The sequence below is a fragment of the Pantoea sp. UBA5923 genome, assembly GCF_002431095.1.
Taxonomy (GTDB): domain Bacteria; phylum Pseudomonadota; class Gammaproteobacteria; order Enterobacterales; family Enterobacteriaceae; genus Pantoea; species Pantoea piersonii.
Genome location: NZ_DJDN01000029.1, coordinates 88,948 through 105,450, shown reverse-complemented (window position 1 = coordinate 105,450; position 16,503 = coordinate 88,948). Strand labels below are relative to the sequence as shown.

15 protein-coding genes are annotated in these 16,503 nt (G+C 58.6%); 8 read left to right on the top strand and 7 right to left on the bottom strand.

Annotation, left to right across the window (positions count from 1 at the left end; genetic code table 11):
- Positions 1-10 precede the first annotated feature (10 nt).
- Both B3797_RS07830 and B3797_RS07825 read right to left on the bottom strand, forming a co-directional pair.
- Positions 11-439: an organic hydroperoxide resistance protein gene (locus B3797_RS07830; protein ID WP_311790793.1), complete on the bottom strand. Its 429-nt coding sequence runs from the start codon at positions 437-439 to the stop codon at positions 11-13.
- An 89-nt stretch (positions 440-528) separates the two neighbouring features.
- Entirely contained in the window at positions 529-993 is a 465-nt protein-coding gene (locus B3797_RS07825; protein ID WP_311790792.1) for a MarR family transcriptional regulator, read from the bottom strand.
- Between the two features lie 63 nt (positions 994-1,056).
- On the opposite strand from B3797_RS07825, the gene B3797_RS07820 reads away from it, so the two are divergent.
- Positions 1,057-1,650: an HD domain-containing protein gene (locus tag B3797_RS07820; protein WP_311790791.1), complete on the top strand. Its 594-nt coding sequence runs from the start codon at positions 1,057-1,059 to the stop codon at positions 1,648-1,650.
- A 40-nt stretch (positions 1,651-1,690) separates the two neighbouring features.
- Here B3797_RS07820 and B3797_RS07815 read toward each other — a convergent pair whose 3' ends face one another.
- Entirely contained in the window at positions 1,691-1,984 is a 294-nt protein-coding gene (locus tag B3797_RS07815) for an HTH-type transcriptional regulator (protein ID WP_033754453.1), read from the bottom strand.
- A 523-nt stretch (positions 1,985-2,507) separates the two neighbouring features.
- Here B3797_RS07815 and B3797_RS07810 point away from each other — a divergent pair.
- Positions 2,508-4,109 carry a gamma-glutamyltransferase family protein gene (locus tag B3797_RS07810; protein ID WP_311790790.1) on the top strand — a complete coding sequence of 534 codons (1,602 nt, stop codon included), beginning with the start codon at positions 2,508-2,510 and terminating at the stop codon, positions 4,107-4,109.
- A gap of 44 nt (positions 4,110-4,153) precedes the next feature.
- Here B3797_RS07810 and metF read toward each other — a convergent pair whose 3' ends face one another.
- The 3 genes from metF to metB all read right to left on the bottom strand — a co-directional run bounded on the left by metF (position 4,154) and on the right by metB (position 8,964).
- On the bottom strand, positions 4,154-5,050 hold the full coding sequence (gene metF, locus B3797_RS07805; protein ID WP_120458017.1) for a methylenetetrahydrofolate reductase: 897 nt from the start codon (positions 5,048-5,050) through the stop codon (positions 4,154-4,156).
- A 315-nt stretch (positions 5,051-5,365) separates the two neighbouring features.
- On the bottom strand, positions 5,366-7,801 hold the full coding sequence (locus B3797_RS07800; protein ID WP_311790789.1) for a bifunctional aspartate kinase/homoserine dehydrogenase II: 2,436 nt from the start codon (positions 7,799-7,801) through the stop codon (positions 5,366-5,368).
- 2 nt (positions 7,802-7,803) lie between these two features.
- A complete protein-coding gene (gene metB, locus B3797_RS07795) occupies positions 7,804-8,964 on the bottom strand; it encodes a cystathionine gamma-synthase (RefSeq protein WP_311784213.1) in 1,161 nt (386 codons plus the stop codon).
- Positions 8,965-9,232: 268 nt separating this feature from the next.
- Between metB and metJ the strand changes: the two genes are divergently transcribed.
- On the top strand, positions 9,233-9,550 hold the full coding sequence (gene metJ, locus B3797_RS07790; RefSeq protein ID WP_081137884.1) for a met regulon transcriptional regulator MetJ: 318 nt from the start codon (positions 9,233-9,235) through the stop codon (positions 9,548-9,550).
- 80 nt (positions 9,551-9,630) lie between these two features.
- Here the strand turns inward: metJ and rpmE are convergent, their stop codons facing one another.
- Complete coding sequence (rpmE, locus tag B3797_RS07785) at positions 9,631-9,846, bottom strand: 50S ribosomal protein L31 (protein WP_311784212.1); 216 nt, start codon at positions 9,844-9,846, stop codon at positions 9,631-9,633.
- Between the two features lie 232 nt (positions 9,847-10,078).
- Between rpmE and priA the strand changes: the two genes are divergently transcribed.
- From priA to hslU, 5 genes are all read left to right on the top strand, one after another.
- On the top strand, positions 10,079-12,274 hold the full coding sequence (gene priA / locus B3797_RS07780) for a primosomal protein N' (protein ID WP_311790788.1): 2,196 nt from the start codon (positions 10,079-10,081) through the stop codon (positions 12,272-12,274).
- Between the two features lie 145 nt (positions 12,275-12,419).
- Positions 12,420-13,457: a DNA-binding transcriptional regulator CytR gene (cytR, locus tag B3797_RS07775; RefSeq protein ID WP_311784210.1), complete on the top strand. Its 1,038-nt coding sequence runs from the start codon at positions 12,420-12,422 to the stop codon at positions 13,455-13,457.
- A 153-nt stretch (positions 13,458-13,610) separates the two neighbouring features.
- Entirely contained in the window at positions 13,611-14,561 is a 951-nt protein-coding gene (ftsN, locus tag B3797_RS07770; RefSeq protein WP_311790787.1) for a cell division protein FtsN, read from the top strand.
- Positions 14,562-14,651: 90 nt separating this feature from the next.
- Positions 14,652-15,182 carry an ATP-dependent protease subunit HslV gene (hslV, locus tag B3797_RS07765; RefSeq protein WP_120458028.1) on the top strand — a complete coding sequence of 177 codons (531 nt, stop codon included), beginning with the start codon at positions 14,652-14,654 and terminating at the stop codon, positions 15,180-15,182.
- Between the two features lie 9 nt (positions 15,183-15,191).
- A partial coding sequence (gene hslU, locus B3797_RS07760) for an HslU--HslV peptidase ATPase subunit (protein ID WP_311790786.1) occupies positions 15,192-16,503 on the top strand: 1,312 nt, incomplete at its 3' end.

The following is a 16,503-nucleotide window of genomic DNA, read 5'->3' as shown; positions in this document are numbered from 1 at the left end:
CCCATATAACTTAGCGAATAATATTCAGCGTCACGTCGATGTTATTGCGCGTGGCGTTAGAGTACGGACAAACGATATGCGCGGTGTCAACCAGCTTCTGCGCTTCCGCTTCGTCCATTTCCGGCAGGTGAATATTCAGTTTGGCTTCGATGCCGAAACCGTCCGGGATCGGACCGATACCGACTTCGCCTTCGATCCAGGCATCTTTTGGCATGGCGATTTTATCGCGGCCTGCCACGAACTTCATCGCACCGAGGAAACAGGCGGAGTAACCGGCAGCGAACAGCTGCTCTGGGTTAGTGACTTCACCGCCTGCGCCGCCCATCTCTTTCGGCACGCCCAGCTTCACGTCCAGCACGCCGTCAGAAGAGGTTGCACGACCATCACGGCCGCCGGTGGCTTTGGCTTTTGCGGTATAAACAACTTTCTCTAAAGACATAACTTCCTCTCTGTATTAAACGATTTAATCGTACGCGATTAATAAAAGTGTAGCAGGTGTTTCGACGGGCGCGAACGCCCGGTAAATCTTTAGCGCGACTGGTTAAGATTGTCGCGCAGCAAATCGAGTCCGTCTTTCAGCGCCATCAGCGTGTCGCTATCACAGGCGGTCGCGCACTGGACCGCTTCTGGTATCGCACTCGCCTGACTTTGCAGCGCGCGGCCCTGCTCTGTCAGCGTGACCACCACCTGGCGTTCATCCTGACGCGAACGCTGACGGTTAATCAACCCTGCGCTTTCCAGACGCTTCAGCAAAGGTGTCAGCGTGGCGGAGTCAAGAAATAGCTGCTCGCCGATTTCAGACACGGTGAGATCGTCCTGCGCCCAGAGCACCAGCATCACCAGATATTGCGGATAGGTAATGTCGAGCTGCGACAGCAGTTGTCGATAGACTTTATTCATCGCCAGGTTGGCGGAATAGAGCGCGAAGCAGAGCTGTTGATTGACCAACAGTGGCGACGCCTTCACTTTTTTGTCATTTTGTTTACTGTTCATGTCAATGAATATAAGTAGCGCGCTAGATAATTGCAAGCAACTTTTTACCAGGAGGGCTTTTGCATGATGGAATCTCTGGAAGAGCAGGCGCGACGCTATGCGACACGCGCGCACGCGGCAGCCGGTCAACGGCGTAAATATACCGACGAACCCTATATCGTACACCCCGCCGCTGTTGTAGAACTGGTGCGCAGCGTCAGCGCAGACGACGAACTGCTGGCGACAGCCTGGCTACACGATACGGTAGAGGATACAGAGACTACGCTTGCCGATATTGAATCACACTTTGGTTCGCGCGTCGCGCAGCTGGTGGAAATGCTTACCGACAGCGCTCAGCCGCAGGCGAAAAACCGCGCCGCGCGCAAGCTGGCGCATTTTCGTCATACCGCCGACGCCTCGCCCGAGGCGCAAACCGTCAAGCTGGCCGATATTATCGATAATACGCGCGCCATCGTACGTTTCGATCCCCATTTCGCGCGCGTTTATCTGGTGGAAAAACGCGTTCAGATCGAACTGTTGAAGCAGGGCGACGCGCAGCTATGGCGCCAGGCAAGCGCTATTATCGAACAGGGAATTGCACAGCTTGGTCAGCCGCCCTATAGCGTGCCGGAGAGCTGGTTCGTTAAGCAGGCGGCGAAATACCGCAGTCTGAGTTAAAAAAAAACCCGCCGCTGGCGGGTTCTCTTTTTTCTTTTTTTTAGTCCAGCAACTGCCGTCCAAGATAGGGATTGGCATGCAACAATTTCATCAGTTTCTGCGCCGTCGCGGAGGGGCGTGTACGGCGCGCTTCCCAGCTTTTGACTGAAGAGACGCTGACGCCCATCACTTTGGCAAATTCATCTACTTTCATACCGGTTAATTCACGCAGGCGTTGCGGCTCTGGCATGGCGGGCTGAAGCTGAATTTCAGTTGTGGCAGGTGTTGCATCACGTGTCAGTACAATCTGCTCAAGGCTGCTGAGCAATTCAAAAACGGGATCTTTTACTTCCATAGAGAACTCCTTAAAACTCACTATGAATCACGTGAAAGTAGAGGTAAAAACCAAATGGTTTACACACCGATCTTTGCAGGCTGTATCCCGCAAGGGTTTATGGTTATCGTTAGTGAAACCCTTACGGGACACAGCCTGATTCGCACCGCCTGAAAACGTGTCAGCACAATGCATCATTTCGCCGGGATTCTAAGTATGGATAGAGACCTGACGTTTTGCTGCGTGAATATTGATTATTTTTTTAGCCAAAACTGTTGTTTTTGCTATAAGCAAAACAAGCCTTTGATCACAAAAGGCAAACCCGTCGCGCCTCGCTTAAAAAAAGCGCAAAAATTGCAAAAAGTGCACAACGTTTACACTGCTACTGTAACCTGGTTTGCCTAAAAAGCAGGCAAAATTCGCGCCAACGTGCAAAGCCCATGATTTTTTCTTGTTTCACCTCACCCCCGCTTGCGACAGAAAATAAGTTGCACCACATCAGCGCATCGTTATGGCGCAGCTGCACTCTGATAAGGAATGAGACATGCGTTCTGAATTCGATTTTCACGCCAGCTACCCGTCGCATCGCGTTCCTGTTATGGGCCGCAATGCTGTCGCCACTTCTCAGCCGCTGGCGTCGCAGGCTGGCTTGCGCATGTTGCTGCAAGGCGGAAACGCAGTAGACGCGGCGATCGCCACCGCGATGGCGCTGACGGTGCTGGAGCCGACCGGCAACGGCGCAGGAAGCGACGCCTTCGCTATCGTCTGGGACGGCAGCCAGCTGCATGGTCTGAACGCCTCAGGACGCGCGCCAGCCGCCTGGTGCCCTGACCGTTTTGCCGGCCGCGACCGCATGCCAGAGACAGGCTGGGAAGCAGTGACTGTGCCGGGCGCAGTGTCGGCATGGGTCGCGCTGGCGGAGCGCTTCGGCACGCTGCCGCTGACCACGCTGGCGCAGCCCGCTATCGACTACGCGCGGAACGGCTTTCCCGTCTCGCCGCTCATTGCCGAGCTATGGCAGCGCGGCTTCGACAAGCTTCAGCACCAGCCCGGCTTCAGCGCCTGCTTTGCGCCAGATGGCCGACCGCCGGGCGTTGGTGAACTGTTCCGCAACCCGGCGCTGGCCGACACGCTGCAAAAGATCGCTGAAAGCAATGGAGAGAGCTTTTATCGCGGCGAGCTGGCGGAAAAAATCGCTGCCTTCGCCCGTCAGCACAACGCCGCGCTGACGCTGGAGGATCTCAACAGGCATCGAGCCACCTGGGTAGATGTGCTGTCGCAGCCGTTTGCCGGCGGCTCGGTGCAGGAGCTGCCGCCTAACGGCCAGGGGATCGCCACGCTGATTGCGCTGGGCATTCTTGAGCAGCTTGATATCGACCGCTACCCGCCCGATTCCGTTCCCTGGCTGCATCTTTCTATTGAGGCGATGAAGCTGGCGCTGGTGGATCTGGAGCGTTACGTCAGCGACGAAGATCATCTGGAGTTTCCGGCGCAGCGGCTGCTCAGCGAAAGCTATTTGCGCCAGCGCGCGGCGCTGATCGATCCTGAACGCGCAGGCGACTTCACCTTCGGCGCGCCGCAGCAGAGCGGCACCGTCTACCTCAGCACAGCCGACGCCAGCGGCATGATGGTCTCTTTTATTCAGTCAAACTTTATGGGCTTTGGATCTGGCGTGGTCGTGCCTGAAACCGGCATCAGTTTGCAGAATCGCGGAGCGGGCTTTTCGCTTGATCCTGCGCATCCCAACGTGGTGGCGGGCGGCAAGCGCCCTTTTCATACTATTATCCCGGCTTTCGCGCTCGACGCTCAGGGCGCGCCGCTGATGTCATTTGGCGTTATGGGCGGTCCGATGCAGGCGCAGGGCCATCTCCAGCTGGCGCTGCGCATCATGCTGCACAAACAGAATCCGCAGGCGGCAATCGACGCGCCGCGCTGGCGCGTAGTGCAGGGTCGTCACGTCGTGTTTGAGGCCTCACTTGAGCGCAATACGCTGGCGGCGCTGCGGCGGCTGGGCCATCAGGTGACGCTGGAGGATCCGCTGCAAGGGTATAATTTCGGCGGCGCGCAGGCGATTGTGCGCGACCCGCAGGGGTTCTATATCGCAGCGACAGAGAGCAGAAAGGATGGTCAGGCGGTGGTATTTTAAAGGTTAACGGGGCAGCGCGCGGCTGCCCCGCCAGATAGCAGAAATTACGCAGCGATAACCGGTCGTACGCCCAGCGTATGGCAAATGGCGTAGCTCATCTCCGCGCGGTTCAGCGTATAGAAGTGGAAGTCCTTCACCCCTTCGCGCGACAGGATTTTTACCATGTCCATAGCGATATTCGCGCCGACCATTTTGCGTGTCTCCGCATCGTCATCCAGCCCGTCAAACATCGCGTTCATCCAGCCCGGCACGCGCACGTTGGTCATAGTGGCGAAGCGCGTTAGCTGTTTGAAGTTCGATACCGGCAAAATCCCCGGCACGATCTCTACGTCAATGCCGGTGGCGACGCAGCGGTCGCGGAAGCGCAGATAGCTCTCTACATCAAAAAAGAACTGCGTGATGGCGCGGTTAGCACCCGCATCGATTTTACGTTTCAGGTTGATCAGATCGGCCTGCGCGCTTTTCGCTTCAGGATGCACTTCCGGGTAGGCGGCCACAGAAATATCAAAGTCGCCCACCTCTTTCAGCAGGGAAACCAGATCGCAGGCATACATATCCGGTTTGCCGCCGCCCGCAGGCAAATCGCCGCGCAGCGCCACGATATGGCGAATTCCGCTGTTCCAGTAATCTTCCGCAATGGCGCGCAGCTCTGCGCGCGTGGCGTCGATACAGGTCAGATGCGGCGCGGCTTCCAGCCCGGTGCGATCCTTAATGCCTTTAATAATGCTGTGGGTGCGGTCGCGTTCGCCGGAGTTCGCGCCGTAGGTAACGGAGACAAATTTCGGCTTCAGGCTGCTCAGACGATCGATGGAGTGCCACAGCGTTTCTTCCATTTCGCTGGTACGGGGCGGAAAAAACTCGAATGAGACATTAATCTGCCCGTTCAGCTCTGCCAGGCTCTGATTCAGCGCTTCGCGCTGGTTGGCATGAAAGAAACTCATCCTGCTTACCTCATCAAAAACGTCGGGTTAATTTGCTGCCTGCGAACATCCATACGTTTAGACGTCCAGATGCACAAAATGAACGAATCTCATGAAGGCGTCAACAAAAAAGTGCTAACGAGGCGTGACAAATATTCAAACCAGGTGAGGGAAATTCATACAGAAAAGAGAAGAGTCTTTGACAGTCAGCGCTTTATCGCAGAAAGCAGAAATCCTGACGCGATAATTTAAAAAGCTCGTCTCGCGCATTCCTTTACGCGAGACGCTTTATTGCGCTTTATCTGCTCTCAGGCGACGTAAGGCATTCTGAAGCCGTTACAGCAGCTGAGCGAGTCGATGTAGATCGGACTGAATGGCACCCGCCGTAACGTCCCGCCCCGCGCCAGGACCGCGGATCACCAGCGGGTTATCGCGATACCAGCGGCTTTCAATAGCGAAGACGTTATCACACGGCAACAGCGCCGCAAGCGGATGCTCCGGGCGCACCGCTTCAACGCCGACGCGCGCTTTGCCACTGGCATCGAAACGCGCCACGTAGCGCAGCACCAACCCCATCTCCTGCGCGGCTTGCAGACGCTGTAGCATCTGCTCGTTAAGCGCTTCGCCATGCTCGAAGAAGTCGTCGATAGACCCTTCTTCACAGCCCGCCGGCACCAGCGACTCGACGCGCACCTGATCCGGCTCGATGTTGTAGCCCGCCTCACGCGCCAGGATCACCAGCTTGCGCTTCACGTCCTGACCCGACAGGTCAACGCGCGGATCGGGTTCAGTTAAGCCCTGCTGCCACGCCTGGTCCACCAGCTCGGTAAAGGGCACAGTGCCGTCGAACTGCAGGAACAGCCAGGAGAGCGTGCCGGAAAAGATGCCGCTGATAGCTAAAATAGTGTCGCCGCTGTCGCGCAGATCGCGCACCGTGTAGTTAACAGGCAACCCTGCACCGACCGTGGCGTTATAGAGCCAGTGCCGGCCGGTTTTGGTAAAGGCGTCGCGGATCTGCCGCCAGGTCTGGCTGTCAGACGCGCCCGCAACCTTATTCGCGCTGATAACGTGGAAGCCATGGCTGGCGAAGTCGAGATACTGCTGCGCCAGCGGCGTGCTGGCGGTGACGTCAAGCACCACCAGATCGTCGAACGGATGCGCGCGCATCCACAGGAACAGCGACTCTTCGTCACGCGCCTCCGCTTCGTCATCAAAAAAGGCGAGCGCGCGGCTGGCGTCGAGTCCTTCATAGCTCAGCAGGCTGCGCTGGCTGTCCGCCACGCCCGCCAGCACATACTCAAAACCGGTGCGCGCCGAGAGCGCTTCCTGCTCGCGCGCAAACAGCTCCAGCCAGCGCGAGCCGATGTTACCTTTGCCGAACAGCATCAGGCCGATACGCTTTTCCGCGCGGAACAGCGACTGATGCAGGCCCTGAACCAGCGACTGCGTCGGTCCGACGCGCAGCACCGCCACCAGGCTGATGTGGTCTTCCGATTGCCAGACAAACTCGACCGGCTGATCCTGAATCTCCTGCCAGAAGCGGTGGCTGTGCAGCGGATTGCGCGTAACGCCCGCGCCGACCAGCGCCACCAGCGCCAGCCCTTCGCGTAGCTGCAGATGCGCAGGCAGTCCCGCATCCTGCAGCAGCTGAAACACGCTGTGAACCACTTCGGCGGTATAGCAGAGCTGCAGTAGCTGACGATCCGGATGTACTCCGGTCGCCAGCGGACGCAGCTGCGCACGCTTGAGGTGCAGCTCAACCTCTTTGTGCAGCGCTGCGAAATCGTGTTGATCCGGCACCTGAACTTCAATCAGGCAGACATCGTCATGGCTGGTGACGATGCGCGCGCCGGTACCGGAAGCCAGCACGCGTTCGATACGCGTCGAGCCCTGCTCCGGCTGGTAGCTGCAGCGCAGCTGAAGATCGATATCGCTGCCGGAGACCGGCTGTAGCGTACGCGTATGCAGCACCGGCGCGGCGAGGCGCGCCAGCTCGCTGGCTTCGTCGAGGCGCAGCAGCGGCAGCAGGCAGGCGTCGGAGACTTTGCGCGGATCGGCGCTGTAAACACCGGCGACGTCGCTCCAGATTGTGACGCGGCTGACGCCCGCCAGCGCGCCGATCTGCGTGGCGGAGTAGTCGGAACCGTTACGCCCCAGCAGAACAGTTTCGCCCGCGTCGTTGCGGCTGATAAAGCCGGTTACCACGATACGCTGGTGCGGATGTTGCGCCAGCAGCGTTTGCAGCAGCGGCCAGGATTTGCCTTCATCCACCTGCGGCTGCGCGGCGCGCTCCGCACGCAGGAAGTCGCGCGCGTCCAGCCAACAGGCGTCGATGTCGCGCTGGCTCAGCACCGCCGCCATCAGGCGCGCCGACCACACTTCTCCGTGTCCGACCACTTCGGCGTATACCGCGTCGGTGATCGCGCCATCCAGCATCGCGGCAAGTTTTTCCAGATCGCGGATAAAGCTCGCTATCAGCGGTTCAGCATATTCAGCAGGCAACAGCCCGGCGATCAGCTCGCTGTGATAACGCCGTAAAGCCTGTTGCACCTGATGCGCGGCAAGGCGATCGCTCTGGCTGAGCTTCAGCCAGCTGATCAGCTGGTTGGTCGTCGAACCCGCCGCCGAGACCACCATTAAATCGCCCGGCTGGCTGTAATCCGCCATGATGCTGGCGACGCGCTGGTAACAGCGCGCATCGGCCAGGCTGCTGCCGCCAAACTTGTGCAGCTGCTTAATACTCGGCGTTGCCGCGCCGGCTGAAATCGTCATTTTTAACCCTCGGATGCCGTCCGGAATGCATTATCCAGATCGGCGATTAAATCTTCATGATCCTCAATGCCCACAGAGACACGCAGCAAGGTTTCGGAAATGCCTGCTGCCGCGCGCGCTTCCGCCGACATGCCGGCGTGCGTCATGGTCGCGGTGTGGGAAATCAGGCTTTCTACGCCGCCCAGCGATTCCGCCAGCGTAAACAGCTGCAGCGCTTTCAGGAAGCGACGCAGCAGCGCTTCGTCACCGTCCAGTTCAAAACTCAGCATCGCGCCGAAGCCGCGCTGCTGACGTGCCGCGTGTTCGTGTCCGGCGTTTTCCGGCAGAGAAGGATGATACAGCTTTTTCACCAGCGGCTGCTGTTGCAGATAGCTCACAATTGCCAGCGCGTTGCGTTGCGCCGCCGCCATACGCGGCGCCAGCGTGCGCAGACCGCGCAACAGCAGATAACTGTCGAAGGCCGCGCCGGTAACGCCGATATTGTTCGCCCACCAGGCCAGTTCTGTTACCAGCGCCGGATCTTTGGCAATCACCGCGCCCGCCACCACGTCGGAGTGGCCATTCAGGTATTTGGTACAGGAGTGGATCACCAGGTCCGCGCCCAGCGCCAGCGGATTTTGCAGCGCCGGACTCAGGAAGGTATTGTCGACCACGCTGACAGCTCCCGCAGCGCGCGCCGCCTCGCAGATAGCGGCGATATCCACCACGCGCAGCAGCGGATTGCTCGGGCTTTCCACCAGCACCAGCTTCGGTTTTTCCGCCAGCGCCGCATCCAGCGCCGCGCGGTCGCCCTGATCGACAAACTTCACGCGATAGGCGCCGCGCTTCGCCAGGCTGTCGAACAGGCGATAGCTGCCGCCATAGCAGTCGTGCGGAGCGACCAGCAGATCGCCCGGTTTCAGGAACACCGTCGTTACCAGATGGATCGCCGACATGCCGGTATTGGTCAGCACCGCGCCCGCTCCGCCCTCCAGCTCCGCCAGCGCGCGCTGCACCACATCACGCGTTGGGTTGCCGCGACGCGAATAGTCATGGGCGCGCGGCTCGTTGAAATCAAGGAAGTTATAGGTGCTGGAGAGATGAATCGGCGGGACAACGCAGCCATATTGCTCGTCATCATTCAAACCGCTGCGGACTGCGATGGTTGCCTGTTTACGCGTCATGGTGCTTGTGTTCCTGAAAAGAGTAATAAAGAGGCATCAGGATAACATTCCATAATTGGACGTCAATACATCTGGACATCTAAATGTCTTTGCGTATAGATTGAGCAGAAAGCTATAAACCGCTAAAATTACCCTTCATTGCCTGCGTTTTGCGTCCGTTTTTGCGGCCAGGATGAAGAAACCCCGCAGTTCAAGAGGTCAGGTACGGTAAAATCGGGCATAATCCACGGATTTCCCCACTTTTAACTTTTATTGATTAAGGTAACCCATGGCTGAATGGAACGGCGAATATATCAGCCCCTACGCTGAACACGGTAAGAAGAGTGAGCAGGTTAAGAAGATCACAGTTTCTATCCCGTTGAGCGTGCTGAAAATTTTAACGGATGAGCGTACCCGTCGTCAGGTAAATAATCTGCGTCACGCCACAAACAGCGAACTGCTGTGCGAAGCCTTTTTACACGCCTTTACCGGACAACCGTTGCCGGATGACGTTGATTTGCGCAAAGAGCGCAGCGATGAGATCCCGGAAGAAGCGAAAAAGATCATGCGCGAGATGGGCATCGATCCCGATACCTGGGAATACTGATTCGCCAGATATAAAAAAACCCAGCCTGAGCTGGGTTTTTTCTTGCCGTCGAACCCGAAAGGTTCGAATGCCGTTTAATCTTATTTTTTCGCGCCTGGCACGCTGAAACGCTTGTTGAAGCGGTCAACACGGCCACCAGTTGCAACTTCACGCTGCTTGCCGGTGTAGAACGGGTGGCATTTACCACATACGTCCAGGTTTAAGTCGTGAGCCATAGTAGAGCGAGTGTGAATCACGTTACCGCAGGTGCAGGTGATGGTCACAGCTTCGTATTTCGGGTGAATACCTTGTTTCATGGGAGAACCTCATAAAAGGCCGTGTCGCTCTCCGTGCCAGGCTAAAACCTGCACAGCACCACACGCGGTTGAACATTAATGTTTAGGCTCTGGCGAGAGCTTTCTCACCAAAGGCGGCATACTATACAGAAAATAACCGCTTTTAGCAAATCTTCTGCAAGATACCCGCTGGTCGCGCCAGCGTGTACACTAGGCATCCCGCTATGAATCGTTGAACCGGAAAAAGATCGCTATGCCCGTCGTTCAGGTTGCCCTGCCCGTTCCGCTACCTCGTCTGTTTGACTATCTGCCGCCACACGGCGCGCAGCCGGTAATAGGCGGACGCGTCAGCGTGCCGTTCGGCAACCGTAAAATGGTCGGCATCGTGGTGGGCTTTCGCGAACAGAGCGACCTGCCGGAAGCGCAGCTTAAACGCGTCGCCGAGGTGCTGGACGGCGAATCACTCTATCCTCCTTCGCTATGGCGGCTGCTTAACTGGTCGGCGGGCTACTATCACTCACCCGTCGGCGAGGTGCTGAGCCATGCGCTGCCGGTGCTGCTGCGCCAGGGCAAACCCGCGCAGGAGGCGCCGCTGTGGCAATGGGTCATCACTGAACAGGGCCAGGCGACCGCGCCGGAAAGCCTGAAGCGCGCGCCGAAACAGCAGCAGGCACTGGCGGCGCTGCGCAATCAGCCGCTCTATCGTCATCAGGTCACCGAACAGGATCTGACCGAAACGGCCTTCCAGGCGCTGCGCGCTAAAGGATTGTGCGATCTGCGCGAACACCAGCCGCAGCGGCTGGACTGGCGTGAGCGCTATGCGGTGAAAGGCGAGCGTTTGCGCCTCAATACCGACCAGGCGATGGCGGTCGGCGCAATCCGCAGCGAGGATGAGCACTATGCCGCCTGGCTGCTGGCCGGCATTACCGGTTCTGGTAAAACCGAAGTCTATCTCAGCGTGCTGGAGAATGTGCTGGCGCGCGGCAAGCAGGCGCTGGTACTGGTGCCGGAGATCGGCCTGACGCCGCAAACCATCGCCCGCTTCCGCGAGCGCTTCGACGCTCCCGTAGACGTGCTGCACTCCGCCCTGAACGACAGCGAGCGCCTCGCCGTCTGGCTGCGCGCGCGCCAGGGCGAAAACGCCATTATCATCGGCACGCGGTCGGCGCTTTTTACCCCACTGGCGCGTCCGGGCGTGATCATTATTGATGAGGAGCACGACAGCTCCTATAAACAGCAGGAAGGCTGGCGCTATCAGGCGCGCGACCTGGCGGTGTTCCGCGCGCGCGAAGAGAATATCCCGATTGTAATGGGCTCAGCGACGCCCGCGCTGGAGACGCTGCACAACGTACGCAGCGGCAAATATCGCCAGCTCGACCTGACAAAACGCGCCGGAAACGCGAAGCCAGCGCTGCAGCAGCTGGTGGATCTCAAAGGCCAGCAGCTTATCGGCGGCCTGGCGCCCGCGCTGATCGGCAAAATGCGCCAGCATCTGCAGGCGGGCAATCAGGTATTGCTGTTTCTTAACCGCCGCGGCTATTCCCCCGCGCTGCTCTGCCATGACTGCGGCTGGATTGCGGAGTGCCAGCGCTGCGAGCGTTATTACACCCTGCATCAGCAGCAGCGCCAGCTACGCTGCCACCACTGTGACAGCCAGCGCCCGCTGCCCAATCAGTGTCCACAGTGTGGTTCGACGCATCTGCTGCCGGTCGGCGTTGGCACAGAGCAGCTGGAGCAGCAGCTCGGCACGCTGTTTCCCGGCGTGCCGGTATCGCGTATCGACCGCGACACCACCAGCCGCAAGGGCGCGCTGGAGCAGCATCTGGCCGATGTGCATCGCGGCGGCACGCGCATTCTGGTGGGCACGCAGATGCTGGCGAAAGGCCACCATTTCCCGGACGTGACGCTGGTATCACTGCTGGACGTGGATGGCGCGCTTTTTTCCGCCGATTTCCGCGCCGCAGAGCGCTTCGCGCAGCTCTATACGCAGGTCGCAGGTCGCGCCGGCCGCGCCGGCAAACAGGGCGAAGTATTGTTACAAACCCACCATCCTGAACATCCCCTGCTGCAGTCGCTCTTGCATCAGGGCTATTTCGCTTTTGCCCAGCAGGCGTTGCTGGAGCGCCAGTCGGTGATGCTGCCGCCCTGGACCAGTCATGCGCTGTTTCGCGCCGAGGATCACGATAACCAGCAGGCCGCTGAATTTTTGCAGCAGCTGCGCAACCTGCTGGATGCCAGCCCGCTGAAGGATAACGCCATGTGGCTGATGGGTCCGGTTCCCGCTTTGCAGCCAAAGCGCGGGGGACGCTGGCGCTGGCAGTTGCTGGTGCAGCATGCTTCGCGTAAGCGCCTGCAACAGCTGCTCGACGGCTCGCTGCCGCTGATCGCGACGCTGCCCGCCGCACGTAAAGTCAAATGGACGCTCGATATCGATCCCACCGAGAGCTAAGCCTGCGAGCCAGATCGAAAAAAGTCGCACAAGTCACAATTTTTATGCAAATTAAGTAACAACCCAGCCGCGCAATCGTTAACAATGTGCGCGGCGTGGCTTTTTTCGGCCACAACTATCCTTTGAATGCGTCAGGAGTAGAGTGTTGGAGCAGAATCCTCAAGCGTCCACCGCCACCATGAAAGATGTGGCTGAGAAGGCGGGCGTTTCAACCGCAACCGTCTCGCGCGCGCTGATGAATCCTGAAAAAGTCTCGGCGGCGACGCGACAAAAAGTCGAACAGGCGGTGATCGCTGTCGGCTATGCGTCACACGGGCTGGCGCGCAACGGGCGTCGCGGCGAGACGCAGACGATTCTGGTGATTGTGCCCGACATCTGCGATCCCTTCTTTAGCGAAATCATTCGCGGCGTCGAAGTGACGGCGGCGCAGGAGGGTTATCTGGTGCTGATTGGTGACTGCGCGCACCAGAACCAGCAGGAGAAGACCTTTCTGGATCTGCTGCTGACGCGCCAGATCGACGGCATGGTGCTGCTCGGCTCGCAGATCCCGTTCGATCCCGTCAATGAGGAGCAGCGCAATCTGCCGCCGATGGTGATGGCAAACGAGTTTGCCCCGGAGATGGCGCTGCCTACTGTGCATATCGACAACCTGACGGCCGCATTTGAGGCGGTCAATCATCTGCTGCAGCTGGGCCATCGCCAGATCGCCTGCATCGCCGGGCCGGAAGATATGCCACTGTGCCAGTATCGCACTCAGGGCTATATTCAGGCGCTGCGCCGCAGCAACCTGACCGTTGATCCCACTTATATTGTTCGCGGCGACTTCAGCTTTGAAGCGGGCGCGCAGGCGCTGAAACAGCTGATGGCCCTTCCGCAGCCGCCGCGCGCGCTGTTCTGTCACAGCGATATGATAGCGCTCGGCGCAATGAATCAGGCGAAACGCCTTGGATTGCGCGTGCCGCAGGATCTGTCGATCGTTGGTTTCGATGATATTGAGCTTTCGCGCTACTGCGAGCCGCCGCTGACCACCGTGACGCAGCCGCGCTATCAGATTGGGCGCGAGGCGATGCTGCTGCTGCTGGATGAGCTGCAGGGCAAACGCGTAAATAACGGTTCGCGTCTGCTGGACGCCGAACTCACCGTGCGTGGCAGTACGGCCCCTGAGAAGAAGCGCGAGAAATAGCCGCAATTTTCAGTTATTTTCAGTAGATTCTTAAGGCGAACACTGCTGGTCAAAGTTCCAACCCTTGAGTAACATGGCGGACTCCTTGCCGGGCGGTCTTTCAAGGCGTTTTCGCCCCGTTGGCACGATTTTTTGAAGGGTATCAGAACGAGAGTGGCACAGAGAGATTACGTAAGCCGCGGGCGTTCAACAGGGACGCGTCGCAAAAAAAGCAACACCAGCCGTGGAAAGAAAAGCAAAGGCGGTTCAGGTGTTTCCAAACTCATGGTGGGGCTGGCCGTCGCGGTGCTGGTGACCTTTGCCGGTGGTTTATGGTTCCTTGCGCATCATAAAAAAGAAGATGTGCCGGTGATCCCGGATCATAAAGCCAACGGCAACGGTCTGCCGCCGAAGCCTGAAGAGCGCTGGAAATATATTAAAGAGCTGGAGAATCGTCAGGTCACGGTGCCGACGCCGACCGAACCGTCGGCAGGCGGCGAGATCCAGTCGCACACGCAGCTTACCGACGAACAGCGCCAGCTGCTGGAGCAGATGCAGGCGGATATGCGTCAGTCGCCGACGCAGTTGAATGAAGTGCCGTGGAATGAACAGACCCCGGCGCAGCGGCAGCAGACGCTGCAACGCCAGCAGCAGCTTCAGATGCAGTCGCGCCAGCAGCAGACGCAGCAAACTACGCAGCAGAGCCAGCCGGCGCGTCAGCCGCAAATCACGCAGCAGAACCAGCCGGCGCATCAGCCGCAGACAACGCATCAGACGCAGCAGCCGAGCGCGCGCGCGACGCCGCAACCGCGTCAGACGCAACAGCAGCAGCCTGCTCCCGTCACGCGCGAGCCTGCGCAGGAAACAGCGAAGAAAGCGGCGGAAAAACCGGCCTCTTCGCAGCGCTGGATGGTGCAGTGCGGCTCGTTCAAAGGCACCGACCAGGCGGAGTCGGTTCGCGCCGGTCTGGCGTTTGAAGGGTTCGAAAGCCGCATTACTACCGGCGGCGGCTGGAACCGCGTGGTGATAGGTCTCTTTAAAGATCGCAGCAGCGCCGACAGCACGCTGAAGCGGCTGCGCGGCAACGGCCATTCAAACTGTATTCCGCTCGCCGTCGGGGGTTGAAACCCGCCAAACCCGCCCCATATCTGGTTGCATGATGCGCCGCGCCTTGCCGCGCGGCGCTTTTTTTCTACTGCAACAAGGGGTCTGCCCGTGACAACAATAGTAAGCGTACGACGCAACGGACGAGTCGTGATCGGCGGTGATGGCCAGGCAACTCTCGGCAATACCGTTATGAAAGGCAACGTTAAAAAAGTGCGTCGTCTTTACAACGATAAAGTAATTGCCGGTTTCGCTGGCGGCACTGCAGATGCCTTCACGCTCTTTGAACTCTTCGAACGTAAACTGGAAATGCATCAGGGTCACCTGGTGAAAGCTGCCGTTGAGCTGGCGAAAGACTGGCGTACCGATCGCATGCTGCGTCGCCTTGAAGCGCTGCTGGCGGTTGCCGATGAAAACGCCTCGCTGATCATCAGCGGCAACGGCGACGTTATCCAGCCAGAAAACGATCTGATCGCCATTGGTTCCGGTGGCCCCTTCGCTCAGGCAGCAGCGCGTGCGCTGCTGGAGAATACCGAGCTGAGCGCGCATGATATCGTCGCGAAATCATTAGATATCGCGGGCGACATCTGCATCTACACCAACCACAATGTTAACTTCGAAGAACTGCCGGCCAGGGCGTAAGGATTAAACATGTCTGAGATGACTCCACGCGAAATCGTCAGCGAACTGAATCGCTTTATTATCGGCCAGGACGGCGCAAAACGTGCAGTTGCCATCGCGCTGCGCAACCGCTGGCGTCGTATGCAGCTCGACGAAGAGCTGCGCCATGAAGTGACGCCGAAAAATATCCTGATGATCGGCCCGACCGGCGTCGGTAAAACCGAAATTGCCCGTCGCCTGGCTAAACTCGCCAACGCGCCTTTCATCAAAGTGGAAGCCACGAAATTCACCGAAGTCGGCTACGTCGGTAAAGAGGTGGACTCCATTATTCGCGACCTGACCGACGCCGCGGTAAAAATGGTGCGCAGTCAGGCGATTGAAAAAAACAAATACCGCGCCGAAGAGATGGCAGAAGAGCGCATTCTCGACGTGCTGATCCCGCCGGCCAAGAACAACTGGGGCCAGCCGGAGCAGAGCAGCGAGCCTTCAGCCGCGCGCCAGTCGTTCCGCAAAAAGCTGCGCGAAGGCCAGCTGGACGATAAAGAGATCGAGATTGACCTTGCGGCCGCTCCGGCCGGCGTCGAGATCATGGCGCCTCCCGGCATGGAAGAGATGACCAACCAGCTTCAGTCGATGTTCCAGAATCTGGGCGGCCAGAAGCAGAAACCGCGTAAGCTGAAAATCAAAGACGCGATGAAGCTGCTTATCGAAGAAGAAGCGGCCAAGCTGGTTAATCCGGAAGAGCTGAAGCAGGACGCAATCGAGGCGGTAGAGCAGCACGGTATCGTGTTTATCGACGAGATCGACAAAATCTGTAAGCGCGGCCAGTCATCCGGCCCGGACGTGTCACGCGAAGGCGTACAGCGCGATCTGCTGCCGCTGGTGGAGGGTTGCACCGTTTCGACCAAACACGGCATGGTAAAAACCGATCACATTCTGTTTATCGCGTCAGGCGCGTTCCAGGTCGCCAGCCCGTCAGATCTGATCCCGGAGCTGCAGGGCCGTCTGCCGATCCGCGTTGAGCTGCAGGCGCTGACCGTGAACGACTTCGAGCGCATCCTTACCGAGCCGAACGCCTCTGTAACCGTACAGTACAAAGCGCTGATGGGTACCGAAGGCGTTAACGTCGAGTTTACCGAGGATGGTATTCGCCGCATCGCCGAAGCGGCATGGCAGGTAAACGAAACCACCGAAAATATCGGTGCGCGTCGTCTGCATACTGTGCTGGAGCGTCTGATGGAAGATATCTCCTATGACGCCAGCGATCGCCATGGCGACTCCATCACCATTGATGCGGAGTATGTCAGCAAGCATCTGGATGAGCTGGTGGCGGACGAAGATC

What these genes read in the sequence shown, in the direction of transcription:
- metJ (WP_081137884.1), top strand. Translation starts at nt 9,233, where the DNA reads ATGGCTGAATGGAACGGCGAATATATCAGCCCCTACGCTGAACACGGT.
- B3797_RS07830 (WP_311790793.1), bottom strand. Translation starts at nt 439, where the DNA reads ATGTCTTTAGAGAAAGTTGTTTATACCGCAAAAGCCAAAGCCACCGGC.
- B3797_RS07815 (WP_033754453.1), bottom strand. Translation starts at nt 1,984, where the DNA reads ATGGAAGTAAAAGATCCCGTTTTTGAATTGCTCAGCAGCCTTGAGCAG.
- metB (WP_311784213.1), bottom strand. Translation starts at nt 8,964, where the DNA reads ATGACGCGTAAACAGGCAACCATCGCAGTCCGCAGCGGTTTGAATGAT.
- B3797_RS07820 (WP_311790791.1), top strand. Translation starts at nt 1,057, where the DNA reads ATGATGGAATCTCTGGAAGAGCAGGCGCGACGCTATGCGACACGCGCG.
- B3797_RS07810 (WP_311790790.1), top strand. Translation starts at nt 2,508, where the DNA reads ATGCGTTCTGAATTCGATTTTCACGCCAGCTACCCGTCGCATCGCGTT.
- metF (WP_120458017.1), bottom strand. Translation starts at nt 5,050, where the DNA reads ATGAGTTTCTTTCATGCCAACCAGCGCGAAGCGCTGAATCAGAGCCTG.
- B3797_RS07800 (WP_311790789.1), bottom strand. Translation starts at nt 7,801, where the DNA reads ATGACGATTTCAGCCGGCGCGGCAACGCCGAGTATTAAGCAGCTGCAC.
- rpmE (WP_311784212.1), bottom strand. Translation starts at nt 9,846, where the DNA reads ATGAAACAAGGTATTCACCCGAAATACGAAGCTGTGACCATCACCTGC.
- B3797_RS07825 (WP_311790792.1), bottom strand. Translation starts at nt 993, where the DNA reads ATGAACAGTAAACAAAATGACAAAAAAGTGAAGGCGTCGCCACTGTTG.
- priA (WP_311790788.1), top strand. Translation starts at nt 10,079, where the DNA reads ATGCCCGTCGTTCAGGTTGCCCTGCCCGTTCCGCTACCTCGTCTGTTT.